Here is an 18,346-nt window from a genome sequence, read left to right on the forward strand (position 1 = left end):
CATGCCGATCAAGGCCGCTTAGAAGAGCGATCCGCCCCGCCCCAGCAGCGCCGGGACCAGCAACGAGCCCAGTCCCTCTCCCGTGTAGCTGGCGGGCAGCAATCCGCTGGACAGGGAGTCACCATAGCCGATCTGCTGGAGCGGCAGGGCGTAGGGATCGGCGCCGGTCAGCTCGGACAGTGCGGTGTAGCCACCGTAATCGGTGAAGTTCCCGTAATCGCCGTAACTGGCGTAGCCGTCATAGGCACCATAGTTCGCCGCGCTATAGTCGGAATAACCGGCCCCGCTAAGGCCGCCCAGGCCTGCGAGGCCCGTCGCTCCGGCCCAACCGCCGAGCCCGGTCCCGAGGTCGCCGCCGAGCACGCCCGAAAGCACGATCGGTAGCAATGTCGAAAGCAGATTATTGCCGCCGCCAAAAAGCCCGGTGCCGGAACTATATGCCGGATAATAGCCTGAATAAGGGTCGGCATAGCCATAGCTCGGCGCATAAGCAGCCGGATAGTAAGGCTGCGCATAGGTGCGCACATAGACGGGCTGCGCATAGCGGATGACTGGCTCGGCATACCGCACAGGCGCGTAGATGGGCCGCTCATAATAGACCGGCTGCGGCGCGACGCGGGTCCAGCGGTCCGGCCGCCTGAATTCGTCGCGGGAGACGGCGCGGGCGAACTTGCGTTCCTCCTTCAGCTCGCGCTTCCACGCCTTGCGCGCCTGTTTGTCGTCGACCCTCACGACACGAATCGGCCGCGAGAAGCTGTCGGCGCCATACCATCGCATTGGCGGAGCGCGCCGGTGCTGCGCCCCGCGGTCGGCGAACGCCGGCGCGCGGCTCCAGCCTTGCTGGGCATGCCTGCCGCCGCCATGGCCCTTGAAGTCCGCCTGGGCGTGCTTGCCGCCACCATGACCATTGCCATGGCCGCCACCCTTGCCGCCCTTGTCCGCAAGGGCCGGCGCCGCAGCCGTCGCCGCGAGCAGCAGCCCCATCATCATTTTACGCATGCGACTCCTCCGTCTCATGCCCCGAAGCTCTCAACGTCGCCGATTAGGAGAGGATGCGTGAGCCCGCCCTGAACTGCCCGTTCAGCGGAGGTTTAGTGCGCAAGAAAAAGGGCGGTGATCGCTCACCGCCCCCTCTGTTGGTGCGCGTTTCGAGCTGCGTCAGAAGCGCGTGCGCAGCGTCAGGCCGTAGGTCCGCGGCTCGGCCAGGAAGGCCGAGAAGAGCTGCCGGTTGCCGGGAAAGGCGGGGTCGACGAACGGCGCGCTGGTCGCACCCGCCTGGAACGGCGAGTTGAACGCGACCTGCGCATAGTTGGTGTTGAACACGTTCTGCGCCCAGAACTCGACCGCCCAGATCTCGCGGGGGCCACGCAGGCCAACGCGGGCGTTGACGACGGTATAGCCCTCTTCCGCCTTTTGCGGGAACAGGTCCGAGCCGGTGTTGTAATCGCCGGTCAGGCGGGCATCGACATAGACGAGACCGCGCAGGCCCGAGCTGCCGATCTCCGGCGTCCAGCTCGCCGAACCGGTGACCACCACTTCCGGTGCGTTCGACAGGTTGTTGCCGGGCAACACGCGGAGCGCGGGATCGAGCGGCACGCCACGGTCGTTGCCGACCAGATCCCCGCGATATTTGGTGTTCGCATAGGTAAAGCCCAAGCTGACGTTCACGTCGCGCGCCGGGCGCAAGGCCGCTTCGATTTCGACGCCCGTCGAGGACACGCCATAGGTCACGTTCTTGGCAGCGCAGGAACCGGTTGCCGCGCTGAGATCGCGGTCCGCCCCGGCGAGGTCGGTGCTGCAACCATTGATGTTCTGGACCAGGAAGACGGTGCCGTTGAACGTGTTCAGCTGGAAGCTGTCGAACTGCTGGCGGAACAGAGCGACGTTCAAGCTGAGCGGACCAGACGAATATTTGCCGCCCAGTTCGATCGCGTTGTTGATCTCCGGATCGAACTGGAGATTGCCGACCAAGCCCTGCGCACCGCCTGGGGTCGCCGCGAACGGCAGGGTCGGCGCCTTCAGTGCCGAACGGTCGAGGTTGAACCCGCCCGCCTTATAACCGCGCGAATAGCTGGCGTAGAACAGCAGGTCGTCGTTCGGCTTGTAGGACAGCACGCCGGTGCCGGTCCACTCGTCTTCGCTCCGGCGATCGCGGATCGTCACGCCGTTCAGCTCGGACGTTGAGTTGCCTTGGCAGGAAAGACCGATCAGGCCACCCGCCACCGCGGCGAGCGCCGGGTTGGTCAGGAAGGGCACCAGCGCCTGCTGGTTGGCGACGCAGGCGGTGTTGTCGTTGCCGAAGGTCGCGCGGAAGCGCTTGCGCTCGTTCGTGTAGCGAAGGCCGACGGTCAGATCGAGATTGCTGGTCAGGTGGAAGATATTGTGCGTGAAGAACGCGTAATTCCGACTGTTCTGGAAATAGCGATCGAGCGTGCTGCCGCGATCGTTGATCGAGTCGAGGCGGTCGAACGCGGCATAGACGGCCGGGGACGCCGCGCCGAAAGCCGCTGGGCGCGCGGCAAGGCAGCCCGGCGACGTCGGCGAATAGAGCGCGGAAAGCGCACCTCCCGACACGATCCGGCAAGTGGCAAAGCGGCCATATTGGTTGCCGAAGCGCAGGTTATCGTTCACGTGCAGATCTTCATCGGCGTAGAAGGCGCCAACCAGCCAGTCGAGCTTGTCGTCGAAGGCGGAACCCTGCAGCCGGAGTTCCTGGCTGAAGGTGCGGAAGGCGCGGCCGGTTACGCCCGGCGCGCGGTAGAGGATGTCGACCGAGCTGTAGTCGGTGTCGGACGCCTGGCCCGACTTGTAATCGCGATAGCCCGTGATCGAGGTGAGCGTCGCCGGCCCCAGATTCCAGTTGGCCTCGAGCGAGACGCCCCAATCCTTGGTGTCGCCGGCAAAGCTGCGGCCCGGCGAGACCGAGATGACGCGGCTATAGGCGTTCTGGAAACGGCTGAGCGGCTGGCCGAGATCGTTCAGCACATCGACGATGTTGTTGTTGTTGCCGACTGCGGGCAGCGGCCCGCCCGTGCCCGGCGTTACCGGCGTGTTCAGGTTACCGATCGTGTTGACGACATCATTGCCGAGATAGACCGCCGCGCAGCACTTCTCGTCGCGCTTGGTATAGTCGCCGATCAGGCGGAAGCTCAGATCATCGCTCGGCTCGAACAGCAGTTGGCCGCGGACGAAATAGCGGTCGCGATCGTTCACGCGGGTGTTGTTGGCCGGGTCGCGGTAGAAGCCGTCACGCTTGACGTACACACCCTCGAGCCGGGCGGCGAGCTGTTCCGTCAGCGGGCCGGTCACGGCGCCCTGCGCGCGGATGAAATCGTAGTTGCCGTACGAGATTTCACCCATGCCCCCGAACTCGAAGCTCGGCTTTTTGGAGATGATGTGGATGAGGCCGGCCGACGCGTTGCGGCCGAACAGCGTGCCCTGCGGCCCGCGCAGCACCTCGACCCGGTCGATCTCGCCGAGTTCGTTGAGGCCGATGCCCGAACGCGAGCGATAGACGCCGTCGATGAACACCGCGACCGAGCTTTCGAGGCCGGGATTGTCGCCGACCGTGCCGATGCCGCGGATACGGGCCGAGCCGTTGGCTTCGGAGCCGGTCGAGGAGACGAGCAGCGAGGGGGCGAGCTGGTTGAGTTGCCGAATGTCATTCGCGCCGGAGTTCTGCAGCGACTCGGCGGTCACGGCCGAGACGGCGATCGGCACGTCCGACAGAGCTTCGGCACGGCGGGTTGCCGTGACGATGATGTCGCCCGAATTCGTGGTTTCCTCACCCGGCGCGGACGCCGATTCCGTAACGGACGTGGCGCTCTGCGTATCCTGGGCAAAGCCCGGCGTCGCGATGGAAATCAGCGCTGCAGAGAGCAGCCAACCAGTCTTGCGCATGTCATCCTCCCACCAAATGACCTTTTCGGCCTTGTTGCGGTGTTTACGATTGCCCCGTCCGAACATCCACGCCGAATGGCGGAAATCCGCGCTTTTTCGTGAGAGTAGCGGCGTTTTTGCAACAGTTTGCGGACGCTGTGACATTGACGCTACGGCAAGCGCGGCTTGTTCTTGAGCAAGCGAAGCGGGGTGGAGCGAACGCGCCGCGCACGGTAAGGCGATCGCGCCATGGACACCGATTTTTACCGCATCAAGCGGCTGCCGCCCTATGTCATCGCCGAAGTCAACGCGATGCGTGCGGCAGCACGCGCGGGCGGTGAGGACATCATCGATCTCGGCATGGGCAATCCCGACCTGCCGCCGCCGCCGCATGTGATCGAAAAGCTGTGCGAAGTGGCGCGCAAGCCCGATGCCCATGGCTATTCACAGTCGAAGGGCATTCCCGGTCTGCGGCGCGCCCAGGCCAATTACTATGGCCGGCGGTTCGGCGTGGATGTCGATCCCGAGAGCGAAGTGGTCGTCACCATGGGGTCGAAGGAAGGCCTGGCGAGCCTCGCCACCGCGATCACCGCGCCCGGCGATGTGGTGCTGGCACCCAACCCCTCCTATCCGATCCACACTTTCGGCTTCATCCTGGCCGGCGCCACCATCCGTGCGGTGCCGACTACGCCTGACGAAGCCTATTTCGACAGCCTCGAGCGCGCGATTGCCTTCACCGTTCCCCGGCCGAGCGTGCTGGTCGTCAACTACCCGTCCAACCCGACTGCTGAGACGGTGGACATTGGCTTTTATGAGCGGCTGGTCGCCTGGGCGCGCGAGAACAAGGTCTGGGTGATCTCCGACCTCGCCTATTCGGAGCTGTATTTCGACGGCAAGCCGACCGTGTCGATCCTGCAGGTCAACGGCGCCAAGGACGTGGCGGTCGAGTTCACATCGCTCTCCAAAACCTATTCGATGGCCGGCTGGCGGATCGGCTTTGCCGTCGGCAACAAGCAGCTGATCGCGGCCATGACGCGGGTGAAATCCTATCTGGATTACGGCGCCTTCACGCCGGTCCAGGCCGCCGCCTGTGCGGCGCTCAACGGCCCGCAGGACATCGTCGAGAAGAACCGCGAACTCTATCACAAGCGCCGCGACGTGCTGGTCGAGAGCTTCGGCCGCGCCGGCTGGGACATCCCCGCACCGCCGGCATCGATGTTCGCCTGGGCGCCCCTGCCGCCCGCGCTCGCCCATCTCGGCAGCCTTGAATTCTCGAAACAATTGCTCACCCATGCCAAGGTCGCTGTGGCGCCGGGCGTCGGCTATGGCGAGAATGGCGAAGGCTTCGTCCGCATCGCCATGGTCGAGAACGAACAGCGCCTGCGCCAGGCGGCACGCCAGGTGAAGCGCTATCTGCAAAGCATGGGCGTCAACACGCCGGGCGCGAGCCAGCGCGGATGAGCGAGGCGTTCCGGTACCGCTTTCCCATTCGCGTCCGCTATGCCGAAGTCGATCCGCAATCGGTCGTCTTCAACTCGCGCTATCTGGAATATGCCGACATTGCGGTGACCGAATATTGGCGGGCGATGGGATGCCGGCCCGGCACTTCGGACACGCCGGAATGTCATGTCGGCACGGCCACGGTCCGCTACGTAAAGCCGATCCGGCTGGACGAGCTGATCGAGACGCGGACGCGGATCGAGCGGTTCGGCACCGCGAGCATGACCTGGTCGGTCGAGCTGCATGGGGAGGGCGAGGGCGACGATCTGCGCGCGGCGATCGAGCTCGTCTATGTCGGCGTCGATCTCGCCACCGGCCGCTCGCAGCCGCTGCCCGAGGCATTCAAGGCGCAGGTGCGCGGCTTCCAGGGCGAGTGATGCACGACCTGCCGGCCATCTCGACGATCGCGCAGACCATCCAGCTGGCGATCGCGCCGGTGTTCCTGCTGGCCGGCATCGGCTCGATCCTGAACGTACTCGCAGGGCGGCTGGCGCGGGTGGTCGACCGCTCGCGGGTGCTCGAGCAACTCCATGCTGAGAGCACGGGCGAGGAGCATCGCCGTTACGTATTGGAACTGCGCGTGGTCGACCGGCGCATGCGGCTGGCCAACGCTGCCATTGCGCTGATCGTCGCGAGCGCGATCGTGGTCTGCCTGCTGGTCGCCTTGCTGTTCATCACCCAGCTCGCCGGCCTTGCCTTCCGCGTCGCGGTGGCGATCGCCTTCGTGCTCGGCATGGCCCTCCTGATCGCGGGGCTCGCGCTCTTCCTGATCGAGATCAACCTTGCGCTCCGCGGGCTGCGGGTGCGCGAAGAATTGCTGGAGCGCGAGGAGCGCGGCTCGCGTCCAAAATGAAAAAGGTTGCCGGATCCGCAGACCCGGCAACCCCTTACATGGTCAGCGGCCGGAAGGCCGCCCGGAAGCCTTAAGGCTGCAGCCCGTTAGGCGCGCAGCTCCCGAACGGACAGAACCGACCTCTCTGCTGAACCATGAGACATCGGATCACCTCCTTTCGCTTGTTGAAGCCAATGTGGATCGGCTGATCCACGACTCGAATGTGAATCGCCAGGACTCCACGATCAAGTCTTGCGCAAAATATTTTTTCGAACGATTCTGGTCGGGTTGCGCCGCGCTTTAGCGGCAGTCTTCCACCACCCGCGCAACTTCGGGCCAGGCCGGCAGGATCAGCTCTCGCCCGCCCGCCGACAGCATGAACCGGCCGCGGCTATAGGCGATCTGGTCGAGCAGCGGATCGCTCGCCGGCAGCTCGACGCGATAGCCGTTCGATCCCGCGACCCCTGTGCGCGACGTATCGCCATAGCTGGTGCGGACGATCAGCGGTCCCGCCGCCGCGCCCGGCAGCTCGATGGCGACGCGGCGGCCGGCCAGCTCGCACCGGATCAGCGCGAGCGCGCCGAACCGCGCTTCGCGTGCCGCATAGCTCCAGTCGCCGGGGCTATAGGCGCGGTCCTGCCAATCGACGGGCGGCGGTAGTGGGGATGGCGCGGGAGTCGGCGCAGGCGTCGGCGCGGCGGGTGGCGGCGGCGCTTCGCTGGGGCGCACACAGGCGCCCAGCGCCAGCAAAGCCGCCGCCGTCCCGAACCGTGCCTTCACTTACTGCACCGTCACGGTGACGGCGCGGCGGTTGCGCGCCCAGCTCTGCTCGTCTGAGCCGGTCGCTTCCGGCCGTTCCTTGCCATAGCTGATCGTGCTGATGCGGCCCGCGTCGATGCCGAGTGAGGCGAGATAGTTCTTCGCGGCATTGGCCCGGCGCTCGCCCAGCGCGAGATTATATTCGCGGGTGCCCCGTTCGTCGGCATGGCCTTCGATCGTGACGCGCACCTGCGGATATTGCTTCAGATAAGTGGCCTGGCTCTGCAGCGTCGCCTGGTCCTCGGCATCGACCTCCGACTGATCGGTATCGAAGAAGATGCGATCCGAGCTGACATTGGCGACGAAATGCGCCTGGCTGCCGGGCTGCGGCGCGCCGGCATTCGGGTCCGTGGGCGCCACTTCGGCAGCAGGCGTCTCCACTGGCGCCGGCGGCAGTTCCTTCGGCGGCTTCTTCGCGCAGCCAGCAACGGCGACCAGCGCAGTGGCGATCATCAGGCTGTGGCCTAGTCTCATTTCAAACCTCCTTCGTTTCAGGGAAGCAACGGTCCCCAGGTCGGATCCGATCCATCGACCGGCGTCGGAATCTTGCGGGTGTTGCGGCCGGTCAGGTCGACCTGCCACACGCTGGCGGTGCCGCTGCGACCCGGCGTGCTGCGAAAGAACTGGATGACGCGACCGTTCGGCGACCAGGTCGGGCTTTCGTCCTGCCAGCCATTGGTCAGCAGCCGCTCGCCCCCTCCTGACGGCGACATCACGCCGACCCGGAAGCTGCCGACACGCGTAAATGCGATCAGGTCGCCGCGCGGGCTCCATTCGGGCGTGGCGAAGGCGCCGCCGCCAAAGCTGATGCGCTGCTGGTTCGAGCCATCGGCGTTCATCACGTAAAGCTGCTGCGATCCCGACCGGTCGCTTTCGAACACGATCCGCTGCCCATCGGGCGAGAAGCTGCCGCCCACATCGATGCCCGGCGAGTTGGTGAGACGGGTCGGCTCGCCCCCGGTGGCCGGCATCTTGTAGATGTCGGTATTGCCGCCCTGGCTCATCGAGAAGAGCAGCCAGCGTCCGTCGGGCGAGAAGCGGGGCGCGATCACCTGCGCGCCGCTGTTAAGCACCAGCCGCTGCCTGCCCGTCCCGATGTCATAGACGAACACATGCGGCCGCCGCTGCTGGTAGCTCACATAGACGATCGACTTGTAGTCGGGCGAAAAGCGCGGCGTCAGAACGAGGTTTTGGCCGTTGGTCAGGAAGCGGTGATTGGCGCCGTCCGAATCCATGATCGCGAGCCGCTTGACCCGCTTATCCTTGGGTCCCGTCTCGGCGATATAGGCGATGCGGCTGTCGAAGAACGGGCTTTCGCCCGACAGGCGCGCATAGATCATGTCCGCGCATTTGTGCGCCGCTCGCCGCCAGTCGCGCGGGGCGACGACGAAGCCGGTGCGCTTGAGCTCCGACTTCAGGTTCACGTCGTAAAGATAGCAGCCGACCGTCAGCTGTCCGTCGCTGCCCGCCCGCACGAAGCCGCTGACCAGCGCCTCCGCCCCGGTCTGCGGCCACACCCCGAAGTTCGGGGCATTGGCCTCGGCGAAGCTGACGTTGGGAATGCCACCGGGTCCGATCGGGCGGAACAGGCCGCTGCCGCGCAGATCCGATGCGATCACGTCAGCGATCTGGCGGCCCAAGGCATCGGTCCCGCCCGCGGCGGTCTGCCGCACCTGATCCGTGGCGAGGACCGGCACCGCGATCTTCAGGTCGTCGCCAGCAGACGCGGTGACGTCGACGCTGAGTCCGCCCTGCGGCTCGGTCGAAAGACCCTGCTCCTGGGCCATGGCGGCCCCCGAACTCAGCAGGAGCGCGAACGCGAGATACTTCATCTACAGCCCCTCATAGAGTTGCGGCCGGATCGTCTTCCACGCCGCGTAATATTGCTTCGGAAAATCATAAGGCGCCGCCCGCCGCACCGCGGCCAGCGCACGCTCGACGAACAGATCGGCCTGCGCTCGATTGCTCGGCGTCACGCCCGTCGGTCCGACGACGCGAGGCTCGCCGTCGATGGAGCCGTCCTCGCGCAGATTGGCAACGATCGTGACGCGCAGCTGGTCGACATCGGCGCCACTCGGCGGTCGCCAATGGGGTTTCAGCTGGCGCTTGAGCTCAGCCGCCAGCGACGCCTGTTCGCGGGGGCCGATCGTCGGCGCTGATGCCTGGGCGGTGCGGCTGACGCTCGCCGTCTCCGTCAGACCCTTCAGGAAATCGGGGCCCAACCGCGCGCCCTTCGGCGTGACCTTGGCGGGTGGCGCGGGCTTTGCCGGAGCGGCCTTTGCCTGTTCCCGACGCACGGGCGGCTTTGCCGGCTGGGGCTTGGGGGCGGGGATCGGTGCTGGTGCAGGCTCGGCAGGCGCTGGCGCCGGCTCGGGCAAGGATTGCGACGGCGTGGGCGGCGCGGGCTCGGGTTCGCCGAGTTCCGGCGCGACGCTGGTCGCCGGCGGCTGCTGCGACGCGCGCGGTGCGGTCGCCTCCAGTCCGACATCCTCGGCGAACGTCACCTCAACCGGATTGCGCTCTATCTTCAACGGGTTGGGCGTGGCGAGAAAGCCGACCGAGAGCAGGCCGAACAGGACGATATGTCCCGCGGTCGCTGCGCCAAGGCCGAGTTTCTCCGCGCGGTCCACTACGCCACCTTCGTCATCCCCGCGAAAGCGGAGACCCAGTAGGGGAAGAAGTGCTGGGTTCCCGCTTTCGCGGGAATGACGAGTGAAGGCGTCATCTTTCGTCGCCGACGCTGACCAGCGCCACCTTGTTCAACCCGGCACGGTTCAGCTCGCCGAGCACCGACATGACGGCACCGTAATCGAGCGACCGGTCCGCGCGCAGGAATATCTGGCTCGGGTCCTCTGCCGCGATGCTGCGCAGCCGCTCACCCAGCTGCTCGGGCGCGATCTGCTCCTCGCCGAGATAGACCTCGCCCGTCTTTTCGATCGAGAGCGTCACCGGCTCCTTGTCCTGTTTCAGCGCACCGGCCTTGGACTGGGGCAGGTTCACCGGCACGCCGGCGGTCAGCAGCGGCGCCGTCACCATGAAGATGATCAGCAGCACCAGCATGACGTCGACGAGCGGCGTGACATTGATCTCGGCCATCGGCGCGCGCGAGCGCCCGCGGCTGGCGGAGGGGAGCTTGACCGCCATCAGGCCTCCCCGTCCAATTCGCGCGACAGCGTCGCGTGGAACTTGTCGGCAAAGCGCAGCAACCGCGCCTCCAGCCGGTTCAGGCCGTGGCTGAAGCGGTTATAGGCGATCACCGCCGGAATCGCGGCGAACAGGCCGATCGCGGTCGCGAACAGCGCCTCGGCAATGCCCGGCGCCACCACCGCCAGCGAGGAATTCTGCTCCGCCGCGATGGCCGTGAAGCTGCGCATGATGCCCCAGACCGTGCCGAACAGGCCGACAAAGGGCGCCACGCTGCCTACCGTCGCCAGCACATTCAGCCGGCCGGACAATTGGTCGATCTCGGCCGCGCTCGCGCTCGCCATCAGCGTCGCCAGACGGGAGCGCACGCCCTCGGCATCGACCTTCTTGGCCGCGGTCGAGCGCCGCCATTCCTTGAGCCCGGCATCGAGAATGCGCGCGATCGGCACATCGTCCTGGCCATTGCGCTCATAGAAGCGGTCGACGTCGGTCGCTTTCCAGAAGTCATGCTCATACTGGTCGGATTGCGCGACGATCCGCCGCAGCCGCATGCCGAAGCCGATGATGATCGCCCAAGTCCAGATGCTGGCAAACAGCAGCCCCAGCATCACGAGCTTCACGACCCAGTCGGCCTGCAGGAACAGGCCGATGGGCGACAGCGTCGCGGCGTCGGCATTCACGAAAAGCTGATCCACTATTCCTCCAACAGGCCTTCGAAGATGGTCAGCCAGTGCCGCGGCTGGCGCTTGGGCCGGCCGCCACCCGCCTCCACGAACGCCGCAAGTACCGTCGCGTCGGTCAGGATTTCCCCGTCCAACATGACTCGCTGATGAATAGTGACGCTCGCGGCACCGATCCTCTTAAGGGTGGTGACGACGATCAGCGCGTCATCCAGGCGGGCGGAACGCAGGTAGCGGATCGAAAGGTCCGCGACGACATACACGCCTTCCCCGCTCTCCCAGCTGCCGCGCTGGTCGATGCCCGCGACGGCCAGCATGTCGGACCGCGCGCGCTCCATGTAGCGGAGATAATTGGCGTGATAGACGACGCCCGACAGGTCGGTGTCCTCGAAGAACACTCGGACGGGAAAACGATGTTCGCGGCCGACGATGCGGCCCCGGCGCGGAAGATCTTCCGGCTCCATGGCGCGGCCTTAACTGAACGGGACTCAGGGTCCAACCCCGGTTCGCCGTCTCAGAGTAACGGCTTGTCCGAACGTTCCTTCGAGACGCCGTTTCGAAGGATCTAGTCGAACAATCCGTCCTGCCCGTTGGCCGGCGGGTTCAGGCCAAGGTGCTTCCAGCCCGGCCCGTTCAGGCAGCGCCCGCGTGCGGTGCGAGCGATCAGGCCAAGCTGGATTAGATAGGGCTCGATCACTTCCTCGATCGTGTCGCGCGGTTCCGAAAGGCCGGCCGCGAGCGTCTCGACGCCGACCGGGCCTCCTCGGTAGATGTCGGCGATCATATGGAGGTAGCGCCGGTCCATCGCGTCGAGGCCGAGCTGGTCAATCTCCAGCCGGTTGAGCGCCTTGTCGGCCACTTCGGCATGGACGACGCCTTCGCCCGCGACATTGGCGAAGTCGCGCACGCGGCGCAGCAGGCGACCGGCGATACGCGGCGTGCCGCGCGAGCGCCGCGCGATCTCGCGGGCGCCATCCTCGGCAATGTCGAGGTTGAGCAGCCCGGCGGCGCGGCGCACCACCTGTTCGAGCTCTTCGACGCTGTAAAATTGCAGCCTCAAGGGAATGCCGAAGCGGTCGCGCAAGGGCGTGGTCAGCAGCCCCTGCCGCGTCGTTGCGCCGACCAGGGTGAAGCGCGGCAGGTCGATCCGCACCGAGCGCGCCGACGGCCCCTCGCCGATCATCAGGTCGAGGGCGCGGTCCTCCATCGCGGGATAAAGCACCTCCTCGACCGCTGGCGCGAGCCGGTGAATCTCGTCGATGAAAAGGACGTCGCCGTCTTCCAGGTTGGTCAGCAGTGCCGCGAGGTCGCCCGACTTGACGATCACCGGCCCGGACGTAGCCCGGAACCCGACGCCCATTTCCCGCGCGACGATCTGCGCCAGCGTCGTCTTGCCGAGCCCCGGCGGCCCGAAGAACAGCACATGGTCGAGCGCATCGCCCCGCACCCGCGCCGCCTCGATGAATACGCGCAGATTCTCCCGCGCCGCCTTCTGCCCGACGAACTCGTCGAGCCGCTTGGGTCGCAGCGCGGCGTCGATGTCCTCCGGCTTGCGCGCAGCGGTCAGGATGCGATCGGCATCTGTCATCGCGCCGCCTTCTTCAGCGCCAGTCGTACCAGCGCGTCGAGGCTGGCGCCGTCGCCAAGCTCATCGTTCGCAGCAGCGACCGCGGCGCTGGCCTCCGCAGGGCGGAAGCCGAGATTGGTGAGGGCGGAAACGGCATCGCTGGCGGCGCCGGTGGTCGGGGCGCTGGCGAGCGCGGCTGGGCCGAGCACGAGGCCGCCGACCTTGTCCTTCAGCTCGCGGACGATGCGTTCGGCAAGCTTGGGACCCACCCCGTTGGCGCGCGACACCATCGTCTTGTCGCCGGCGGCCACCGCCTTGCGCAACTCGTCCGCGGACAGCACCGACAGGATGGCGAGGGCGACACGTCCGCCGACGCCCTGCACCCCGGTCAAGAGACGGAACCAGTCCCGCTCGGCCGCCGAACCGAAGCCGAACAGCGTCATCGAGTCCTCGCGGACCTGCATTTCAGTGAAGATCATCACGGAGCCGCCCACCGGGCCGATCGCCGACAGGGTGCGGGATGAAGCCTGGACGAGATAGCCGACGCCGCCGACATCGATCACGGCGTGATCTGCCGCCACTTCTGCCAGTGCCCCGCTCAACCGTGCAATCATGCGACCGCCTTATGCGCTCGTCCCGAGCGAAGTCGAGGGGCGCTGCTCCCAGTTCGTACAAGCGCCCCTCGACTGCGCTCGGGACGAGCGGAACTCATATTTTTCGCGCAGTGGACAGATGATGCGCGTGGCAGATCGCGACCGCCAGCGCGTCCCCTGCATCGGCTCCGGCGATCTCGATCCCGGGCAGCAGTCGCGAGACCATCGCGTGCACCTGCGCCTTTTCCGCGCTGCCGGTGCCGACCACCGCCTTCTTGACCAAGCTCGGCGAATATTCGCCGACCGCGATCCCCGCCCTCGCCGCCGCCAGCAGCACGACCCCGCGCGCCTGGCCGAGCTTCAGCGTGGATTGGGGGTTCTTGTTAACGAACACCTCCTCGACCGCCGCGGCACCAGGCTGGAACTCCGCCAGCAGGCGGGCGAGCGCCGCGTCCAGTTCGACGAGGCGTCGCCCAAGCTCCTGCTTTGCATCGGTGACGATCCGGCCATTGGCGACATGGCTCAACCGGCTGCCTTGCGTCCGGATCACGCCCCAGCCGGTCGTGCCAAGGCCCGGATCGAGCCCGAGGACGATCAGCCGAGCCGCTCCATCACGTCCTCGGGCACGTCGTAATTGCCCCAGACGGTCTGCACGTCGTCATCGTCGTCGAGCGTGTCGATCATCTTGAACAGCAGCCTGGCATCATCCTCGGCGACGCCCACCTGCATATGCGGCCGCCAGGCCAGCTTGGCGCCTTCCGGCTCGCCAAGCGTGCCGGTCAGGCCCTTCGCCACCTCGTGGAGCGAATCCATCGCCGTCCAGATGCGGTGTTCGTCCTCATCCGATTCGACATCCTCGGCGCCCGCTTCCAGAGCCGCCTCGAACACCTTCTCGGCATCGCCGACGCTTGCCGGATAGGTGATCAGCCCCAGCCGGTCGAAGCCGTGCGACACGGTCGCCATGTTGCCGCCGTTCTTGGTGACGGCGGTGCGAACGTTCGTCGCGGTGCGGTTGCGATTATCGGTCAGTGCCTCGATGATCAGCGACGTGCCGCCGGGCCCGAACGCCTCGTAGCGCACTTCCTCATAGCTCTCCGCATCGCCCCGGCTCGCCTTGTCGATCGAGCGCTGGATATTGTCCTTCGGCATCGACGCCGCCTTGGCCGCGTTGACGGCCGCGCGCAGGCGGGGGTTCATGTCCGGATCGGGCGCACCCATCTTCGCCGCCACCGTGATTTCGCGGCTGAGCTTGGAAAAGGCGGCGGAGCGCTTCTTATCCTGCGCGCCCTTCCGGTGCATGATGTTCTTGAATTTGGAATGGCCGGCCATGGCCCCGCTCCTTATTCCAGACCCAGCGCCGCGCGATAGGTTTCGAGCAGCGCGTCGGCTTCCTGCCGGGCGTTCTTCTCCATCTTGCGCAGCCGGACGATGGCCCGCATCGTCTTGACGTCATAGCCATTGGCCTTCGCCTCCAGATAGACGTCCTTGACGTCGTCGGCGATGCCCTTCTTCTCTTCTTCCAGCCGTTCGATGCGCTCGATGAACAGGCGCAACTGGTCGGCCGCGACAGTGTCACTCATTGAAACTTGGTCCCCACTCAGGTGAAGGCGCGGCTCTAGGCGAACCGCGCCCGCCCCTCAATGCTATTCGGCCGGGAAAGACCGTCGCTGGCCCTGAAGCTTGTGGATACGCCCGTCCTTCATCACGAACTCGACACGCTCCAGCCGCTTCACATCCTCGGTCGGATTGCCGGTGACCGCGATAATGTCCGCTTCCTTGCCTGGCTCAATGGTGCCGATCCGGTCGGCCTGACCGAGCAGGGTCGCGGCATCGACGGTTGCAGTGCGGATCGCGCGGGCCGGCGGCATGCCGACCTGCGTCATATAGGTGAACTCGAGCGCGTTGGTGCCGTGCGGGCCGACACCCGAGTCGGTCCCGAACGCGACCTTGATGCCGCTCGCAAAGGCGCGGCGGTGCGCATCCTTCACGACCTTCGCCACCTGTTCCGCCTTCGCGGCGGATGCGGGCGGGCGCTCGCCGGCGCGGCCCTGCCGGATTACGCTTTCGAACGCATGCATCGTCGGCACCAGATAGGCGCCGGTCTGCTTGAACAGGCGGAAGGTCTCTTCATCCAGATAGCTGCCATGCTCGATCGAATCGACGCCGGCCTTCAGCGCCAGGTCGATGCCCGACTTGCCATGCGCATGCGCCGTCACCTTGCGGCCGAAGCTGTGCGCGGTGTCGACGATCGCCTTCATCTCGTCGGACGTCATCTGCGCCTCGAGCCCGCCGGCGATGTTGGAGCCGACGCCGCCCGAGGCCGCGAACTTGATCACCTCGGCGCCCATGAAGATCTGGTCGCGGGTCGCGCGGCGGCAATCGTCGGCGCCGTTGCAGAGTGCGGTCGAGTGCATGCGCTCGGCATGGGCATAGTCTTCGCGCAGGCCGTTCGCGTCGCCATGACCGGCGCTGACCGAGATCATCTCGCCGGCATTGACGATGGTCGGGCCGGCAATCTCACCGCGCGCGATCGCGTCGCGCAACGCCCGGATGCCGCGTGGATACTCGGCGCCGAGATCACGCACGGTCGTGAAGCCCGCATCGAGGGTCCGCCGCGCATTGCCGACCGCATCGACAAAGGCGTCTTCCCGATCCCGACTCGTTGCGTTCATCCGCGCCTGAAGGGGGTAGCCAGTCGAATAGAAGTGGACGTGCATGTCGATCAGGCCCGGCAGGACGAACTGGTTGCGGAGATCGACCAGAGCCGCGCCGGCTTCGGGATCGACGAAGCCGTTGCGCACCTCCGCAATCTTGCCGTCGCGAACGATGATGGTGCTGTTGCCGAGCGGCGGCTCACCGGGCTTGGCGAGGAGCGCACCGGCCTGGATGTAGGTGACTTTCGGGGCTGGTTGCGGTGTTTGGGCAGTGGCCGCGGATGCGAGCAGGGCAGCAGCAACGACTATAAATCTCAAGACTATCCTCCCATCTGGGCTGAGCTTGGCACCCTGGCCGAAGCCCTCCCTTTCGTTTCAGCGCCCTAGGAAGAAGGGAGGCCTTCCACAAGCTCAGGCCAAGCCGTGTTGAGGACTAAAGTCCCAGTTCCCGGTTGCGCGCGACGCTCGCTTCCATCCTCGCGAGCTGCTCCGGCGTGGCGGTGCCCTGATGACTGGCCTTCCACTCGCCATCGGGCATGCCGTACACCGCCTCGCGCGCCTGGTCCTTGGTCAGGGCACCGTCGCTCGCTTCGGCAAGCCAGTCACCCAGACAGTTGCGGCAGAAGCCGGCCAGGCCCATCAGGTCGACATTCTGCGCGTCGGTGCGCTGCTGCAGATGATGGACCAGCCGACGGAAGACGGCAGCGGCCGCCGCGTCGCTATATTCGACCATCGGGTGTTCCTTCACGGTTGATCGTGTGGTCGTAGCGGCTAGAGCCGCCCTGTCCAACCGCACGAGTGACCATGGCGAGCTTCGTCGAACCCAGATCCCGCAAGGTCCGCATCCTCGCTACTTTGGGGCCTGCAAGCCGCACGCCCGAGATGATCGAACGGCTGTTCCGGGCCGGCGCCGACGCCTTCCGCGTCAATATGAGCCATGGCGCACAAGCGGGGCATGCCGAGACGATCGCGCACATTCGCGCACTCGAAAAGACGCTCGGCCGGCCGACGACCATATTGGTCGACCTGCAAGGCCCGAAATTGCGGGTGGGCGCTTTCGCGGACGGCCGGGCCGAGCTGAAAACCGGTCAGGCCTTCATCCTCGATCGGGATACGAGCCCCGGCAACGCGACCCGGGTCTGCCTGCCGCACCGCGAGATCTTCGTGGCGCTCGAAGAAGGCTCGCGGCTGCTGCTCGACGACGGCAAATTGGTGCTGCGCGTGACCGAAGCCTCGCACGACCGCATCGCGACGCGGGTCGAGGTCGGCGGGATGCTCAGCAACAACAAGGGGCTGAACGTTCCGGATGTGGTGGTCCCGCTCGCCGCGTTGACCGAAAAGGATCGTTCCGATCTGGCCTTTGCGCTGGATCAGGGTGTCGACTGGGTGGCGCTGAGCTTCGTGCAGCGACCGGAGGACGTCGCCGAAGCGCGCCGGTTGATCCAAGGGCGCGCTGCCCTGCTCGCGAAGATCGAGAAGCCGGCCGCGATCGAGCGACTCGAATCGATTCTCGAGATTTGCGACGCGGTGATGGTCGCGCGCGGCGATCTCGGCGTCGAACTGCCGCCGCAGGACGTGCCGCCGGCCCAAAAGCGGATCGTCGAGTGCGCGCGCCGCATGGGCCGGCCGGTGGTGGTCGCGACCCAGATGCTCGAATCGATGATCAAGGCGCCGACGCCCACCCGCGCCGAGGTCTCGGACGTGGCGACCGCCATCTACGACGGCGCGGACGCGGTGATGCTGTCGGCCGAAAGCGCCGCGGGTGACTGGCCCGAAGAATCGGTCGCGATGATGAACTCGATCGCCAACGCGGTCGAACGCGATCCGGGCTATTCGGCGCGCGTCCACTTCACCGAGACGCGACCCGACCCGACGACGGCTGACGCTCTCGCCGAGGCGGCGGGCGAGATCACCAACACCGTCTCCGCCGCCGCGATCATATGCTTCACCTCCTCCGGATCGACGGCCCGCCGCATCGCGCGCGAACGTCCCTCGGTGCCGCTGCTGGTACTGACCCCAAAGCTGGAGACGGCCCGCCGCCTGGGCCTGCTCTGGGGCGTACATGCGGTCCGCACCAAGGATGTCGGCTCGTTCGAAGAAATGATCGCGAAATCCAAGCGCATGGCGCTCCGCCACGGCATCGCCAAGGCCGGGGATCGGGTCATCGTCATGGCCGGGGTGCCGTTCGGGACGCCGGGCTCGACGAACGTGCTCCACGTCGCGCGCATCATCGGCGACGAGCTGAAGCGGCATTCTGCCGAATAGCTAACGCCGATGCGCAGCCGCCAAAGCTGCCACGCAGCTAGCGCGGTCGATGTCGCGGCCGTCGGGCTGGCGCGCGTCGACATAGGTGACGACCGCCTCGCGGCCGCCTTTGGAATAAAGATAGGCATCGAGCACACAGATCGGACCGGCGAACTGCAGCTTGCGCGCGGCCTCTTCCCGCACATCGAGTTCGGGTTGGCCGAACAGCCCGATCAGGCTCCTGGCATCGTGCCCGAGCACGCGCTCGAGCCCGGACGCGGAGGCGACCGGCGGCGTCTGCGGCAGATCGCCCGTGACCGGCGCAGTGGCGCAGCCGGCGGCGATCAACGGCAGAGCGGTGGCAAGTCTCTTCATGCGCCTGGCATGACCATGGCCGGCGCGCATGAGCAAGACCGGGCGCGCTCAGGCGGTTT

The 18,346-nt window shown here is 66.4% G+C and carries 21 protein-coding genes; 4 read left to right on the forward strand and 17 right to left on the reverse strand.

Translation table 11 applies throughout. The annotated features are described in order from the left end of the window. Positions 1-18 precede the first annotated feature (18 nt). The gene (locus HJG53_RS09790) at positions 19-999 is read right to left on the reverse strand and encodes a hypothetical protein (RefSeq protein WP_171130024.1); all 981 of its coding nucleotides are present in this window, start codon (positions 997-999) and stop codon (positions 19-21) included. A 159-nt stretch (positions 1,000-1,158) separates the two neighbouring features. Beyond that, entirely contained in the window at positions 1,159-3,900 is a 2,742-nt protein-coding gene (locus HJG53_RS09795) for a TonB-dependent receptor (RefSeq protein ID WP_171130026.1), read from the reverse strand. A gap of 228 nt (positions 3,901-4,128) precedes the next feature. On the opposite strand from HJG53_RS09795, the gene HJG53_RS09800 reads away from it, so the two are divergent. The 3 genes from HJG53_RS09800 to HJG53_RS09810 are packed head-to-tail and all read left to right on the forward strand — an operon-like array spanning position 4,129 to position 6,232. Beyond that, a complete protein-coding gene (locus HJG53_RS09800) occupies positions 4,129-5,340 on the forward strand; it encodes an LL-diaminopimelate aminotransferase (protein ID WP_171130028.1) in 1,212 nt (403 codons plus the stop codon). Continuing rightward, a complete protein-coding gene (locus HJG53_RS09805; RefSeq protein WP_171130030.1) occupies positions 5,337-5,756 on the forward strand; it encodes a thioesterase family protein in 420 nt (139 codons plus the stop codon). The genes HJG53_RS09800 and HJG53_RS09805 overlap by 4 nt, the downstream gene beginning before the upstream one ends. After that, entirely contained in the window at positions 5,756-6,232 is a 477-nt protein-coding gene (locus tag HJG53_RS09810) for a DUF2721 domain-containing protein (RefSeq protein WP_171130032.1), read from the forward strand. Before HJG53_RS09805 ends, HJG53_RS09810 begins: the two co-directional genes overlap by 1 nt. Before the next feature lie 279 nt (positions 6,233-6,511). Here HJG53_RS09810 and HJG53_RS09815 read toward each other — a convergent pair whose 3' ends face one another. From HJG53_RS09815 to HJG53_RS09880, 14 genes are all read right to left on the reverse strand, one after another. Continuing rightward, a complete protein-coding gene (locus tag HJG53_RS09815; protein ID WP_171130033.1) occupies positions 6,512-6,991 on the reverse strand; it encodes a hypothetical protein in 480 nt (159 codons plus the stop codon). Next, positions 6,992-7,504, reverse strand: coding sequence for a peptidoglycan-associated lipoprotein Pal (gene pal, locus HJG53_RS09820; protein ID WP_171130035.1), 513 nt, complete (start codon positions 7,502-7,504; stop codon positions 6,992-6,994). It abuts the gene before it with no gap. Positions 7,505-7,521: 17 nt separating this feature from the next. Then, positions 7,522-8,817: a Tol-Pal system beta propeller repeat protein TolB gene (gene tolB, locus HJG53_RS09825; protein WP_254447702.1), complete on the reverse strand. Its 1,296-nt coding sequence runs from the start codon at positions 8,815-8,817 to the stop codon at positions 7,522-7,524. A 45-nt stretch (positions 8,818-8,862) separates the two neighbouring features. Beyond that, the gene (locus tag HJG53_RS09830) at positions 8,863-9,660 is read right to left on the reverse strand and encodes a cell envelope biogenesis protein TolA (RefSeq protein WP_171130039.1); all 798 of its coding nucleotides are present in this window, start codon (positions 9,658-9,660) and stop codon (positions 8,863-8,865) included. A gap of 91 nt (positions 9,661-9,751) precedes the next feature. Then, positions 9,752-10,174 carry a protein TolR gene (gene tolR / locus HJG53_RS09835; RefSeq protein WP_171130041.1) on the reverse strand — a complete coding sequence of 141 codons (423 nt, stop codon included), beginning with the start codon at positions 10,172-10,174 and terminating at the stop codon, positions 9,752-9,754. Next, positions 10,174-10,869, reverse strand: coding sequence for a protein TolQ (gene tolQ / locus HJG53_RS09840; protein ID WP_171130042.1), 696 nt, complete (start codon positions 10,867-10,869; stop codon positions 10,174-10,176). The genes tolR and tolQ overlap by 1 nt, the downstream gene beginning before the upstream one ends. Then, complete coding sequence (locus HJG53_RS09845; protein WP_171130044.1) at positions 10,869-11,318, reverse strand: YbgC/FadM family acyl-CoA thioesterase; 450 nt, start codon at positions 11,316-11,318, stop codon at positions 10,869-10,871. Before HJG53_RS09845 ends, tolQ begins: the two co-directional genes overlap by 1 nt. A 101-nt stretch (positions 11,319-11,419) precedes the next feature. Beyond that, positions 11,420-12,442 (reverse strand): Holliday junction branch migration DNA helicase RuvB, encoded by a 1,023-nt coding sequence (ruvB, locus tag HJG53_RS09850; protein ID WP_171130046.1) that lies wholly within the window; start codon positions 12,440-12,442, stop codon positions 11,420-11,422. Further along, positions 12,439-13,035: a Holliday junction branch migration protein RuvA gene (gene ruvA, locus HJG53_RS09855; protein WP_171130049.1), complete on the reverse strand. Its 597-nt coding sequence runs from the start codon at positions 13,033-13,035 to the stop codon at positions 12,439-12,441. The genes ruvB and ruvA overlap by 4 nt, the downstream gene beginning before the upstream one ends. 94 nt (positions 13,036-13,129) lie before the next feature. After that, on the reverse strand, positions 13,130-13,612 hold the full coding sequence (gene ruvC, locus HJG53_RS09860; protein ID WP_171130699.1) for a crossover junction endodeoxyribonuclease RuvC: 483 nt from the start codon (positions 13,610-13,612) through the stop codon (positions 13,130-13,132). Further along, a complete protein-coding gene (locus tag HJG53_RS09865) occupies positions 13,609-14,343 on the reverse strand; it encodes a YebC/PmpR family DNA-binding transcriptional regulator (RefSeq protein WP_171130051.1) in 735 nt (244 codons plus the stop codon). The genes ruvC and HJG53_RS09865 overlap by 4 nt, the downstream gene beginning before the upstream one ends. Before the next feature lie 11 nt (positions 14,344-14,354). Next, on the reverse strand, positions 14,355-14,594 hold the full coding sequence (locus HJG53_RS09870) for a DUF2312 domain-containing protein (protein WP_171130053.1): 240 nt from the start codon (positions 14,592-14,594) through the stop codon (positions 14,355-14,357). A 63-nt stretch (positions 14,595-14,657) separates the two neighbouring features. After that, the gene (locus tag HJG53_RS09875; RefSeq protein WP_171130055.1) at positions 14,658-15,986 is read right to left on the reverse strand and encodes an amidohydrolase family protein; all 1,329 of its coding nucleotides are present in this window, start codon (positions 15,984-15,986) and stop codon (positions 14,658-14,660) included. A gap of 115 nt (positions 15,987-16,101) precedes the next feature. Next, entirely contained in the window at positions 16,102-16,401 is a 300-nt protein-coding gene (locus tag HJG53_RS09880) for a DUF1244 domain-containing protein (protein ID WP_171130057.1), read from the reverse strand. Positions 16,402-16,472: 71 nt separating this feature from the next. On the opposite strand from HJG53_RS09880, the gene pyk reads away from it, so the two are divergent. Then, a complete protein-coding gene (gene pyk, locus HJG53_RS09885) occupies positions 16,473-17,933 on the forward strand; it encodes a pyruvate kinase (protein ID WP_171130059.1) in 1,461 nt (486 codons plus the stop codon). Here pyk and HJG53_RS09890 read toward each other — a convergent pair whose 3' ends face one another. After that, on the reverse strand, positions 17,934-18,287 hold the full coding sequence (locus tag HJG53_RS09890) for a hypothetical protein (protein WP_171130061.1): 354 nt from the start codon (positions 18,285-18,287) through the stop codon (positions 17,934-17,936). Between the last annotated feature and the right edge of the window lie 59 nt (positions 18,288-18,346).

Source organism: Sphingomonas sp. ID1715, assembly GCF_013044515.1.
GTDB lineage: Bacteria > Pseudomonadota > Alphaproteobacteria > Sphingomonadales > Sphingomonadaceae > Sphingomonas_B.

Coding starts and splice junctions, on each gene's coding strand:
- HJG53_RS09790 (WP_171130024.1), bottom strand. CDS start 999: ATGCGTAAAATGATGATGGGGCTGCTGCTCGCGGCGACGGCTGCGGCG.
- HJG53_RS09795 (WP_171130026.1), bottom strand. CDS start 3,900: ATGCGCAAGACTGGTTGGCTGCTCTCTGCAGCGCTGATTTCCATCGCG.
- HJG53_RS09800 (WP_171130028.1), top strand. CDS start 4,129: ATGGACACCGATTTTTACCGCATCAAGCGGCTGCCGCCCTATGTCATC.
- HJG53_RS09805 (WP_171130030.1), top strand. CDS start 5,337: ATGAGCGAGGCGTTCCGGTACCGCTTTCCCATTCGCGTCCGCTATGCC.
- HJG53_RS09810 (WP_171130032.1), top strand. CDS start 5,756: ATGCACGACCTGCCGGCCATCTCGACGATCGCGCAGACCATCCAGCTG.
- pal (WP_171130035.1), bottom strand. CDS start 7,504: ATGAGACTAGGCCACAGCCTGATGATCGCCACTGCGCTGGTCGCCGTT.
- tolB (WP_254447702.1), bottom strand. CDS start 8,817: ATGGCCCAGGAGCAGGGTCTTTCGACCGAGCCGCAGGGCGGACTCAGC.
- tolR (WP_171130041.1), bottom strand. CDS start 10,174: ATGGCGGTCAAGCTCCCCTCCGCCAGCCGCGGGCGCTCGCGCGCGCCG.
- HJG53_RS09845 (WP_171130044.1), bottom strand. CDS start 11,318: ATGGAGCCGGAAGATCTTCCGCGCCGGGGCCGCATCGTCGGCCGCGAA.
- ruvB (WP_171130046.1), bottom strand. CDS start 12,442: ATGACAGATGCCGATCGCATCCTGACCGCTGCGCGCAAGCCGGAGGAC.
- ruvA (WP_171130049.1), bottom strand. CDS start 13,035: ATGATTGCACGGTTGAGCGGGGCACTGGCAGAAGTGGCGGCAGATCAC.
- HJG53_RS09865 (WP_171130051.1), bottom strand. CDS start 14,343: ATGGCCGGCCATTCCAAATTCAAGAACATCATGCACCGGAAGGGCGCG.
- HJG53_RS09870 (WP_171130053.1), bottom strand. CDS start 14,594: ATGAGTGACACTGTCGCGGCCGACCAGTTGCGCCTGTTCATCGAGCGC.
- HJG53_RS09880 (WP_171130057.1), bottom strand. CDS start 16,401: ATGGTCGAATATAGCGACGCGGCGGCCGCTGCCGTCTTCCGTCGGCTG.
- pyk (WP_171130059.1), top strand. CDS start 16,473: ATGGCGAGCTTCGTCGAACCCAGATCCCGCAAGGTCCGCATCCTCGCT.
- HJG53_RS09890 (WP_171130061.1), bottom strand. CDS start 18,287: ATGAAGAGACTTGCCACCGCTCTGCCGTTGATCGCCGCCGGCTGCGCC.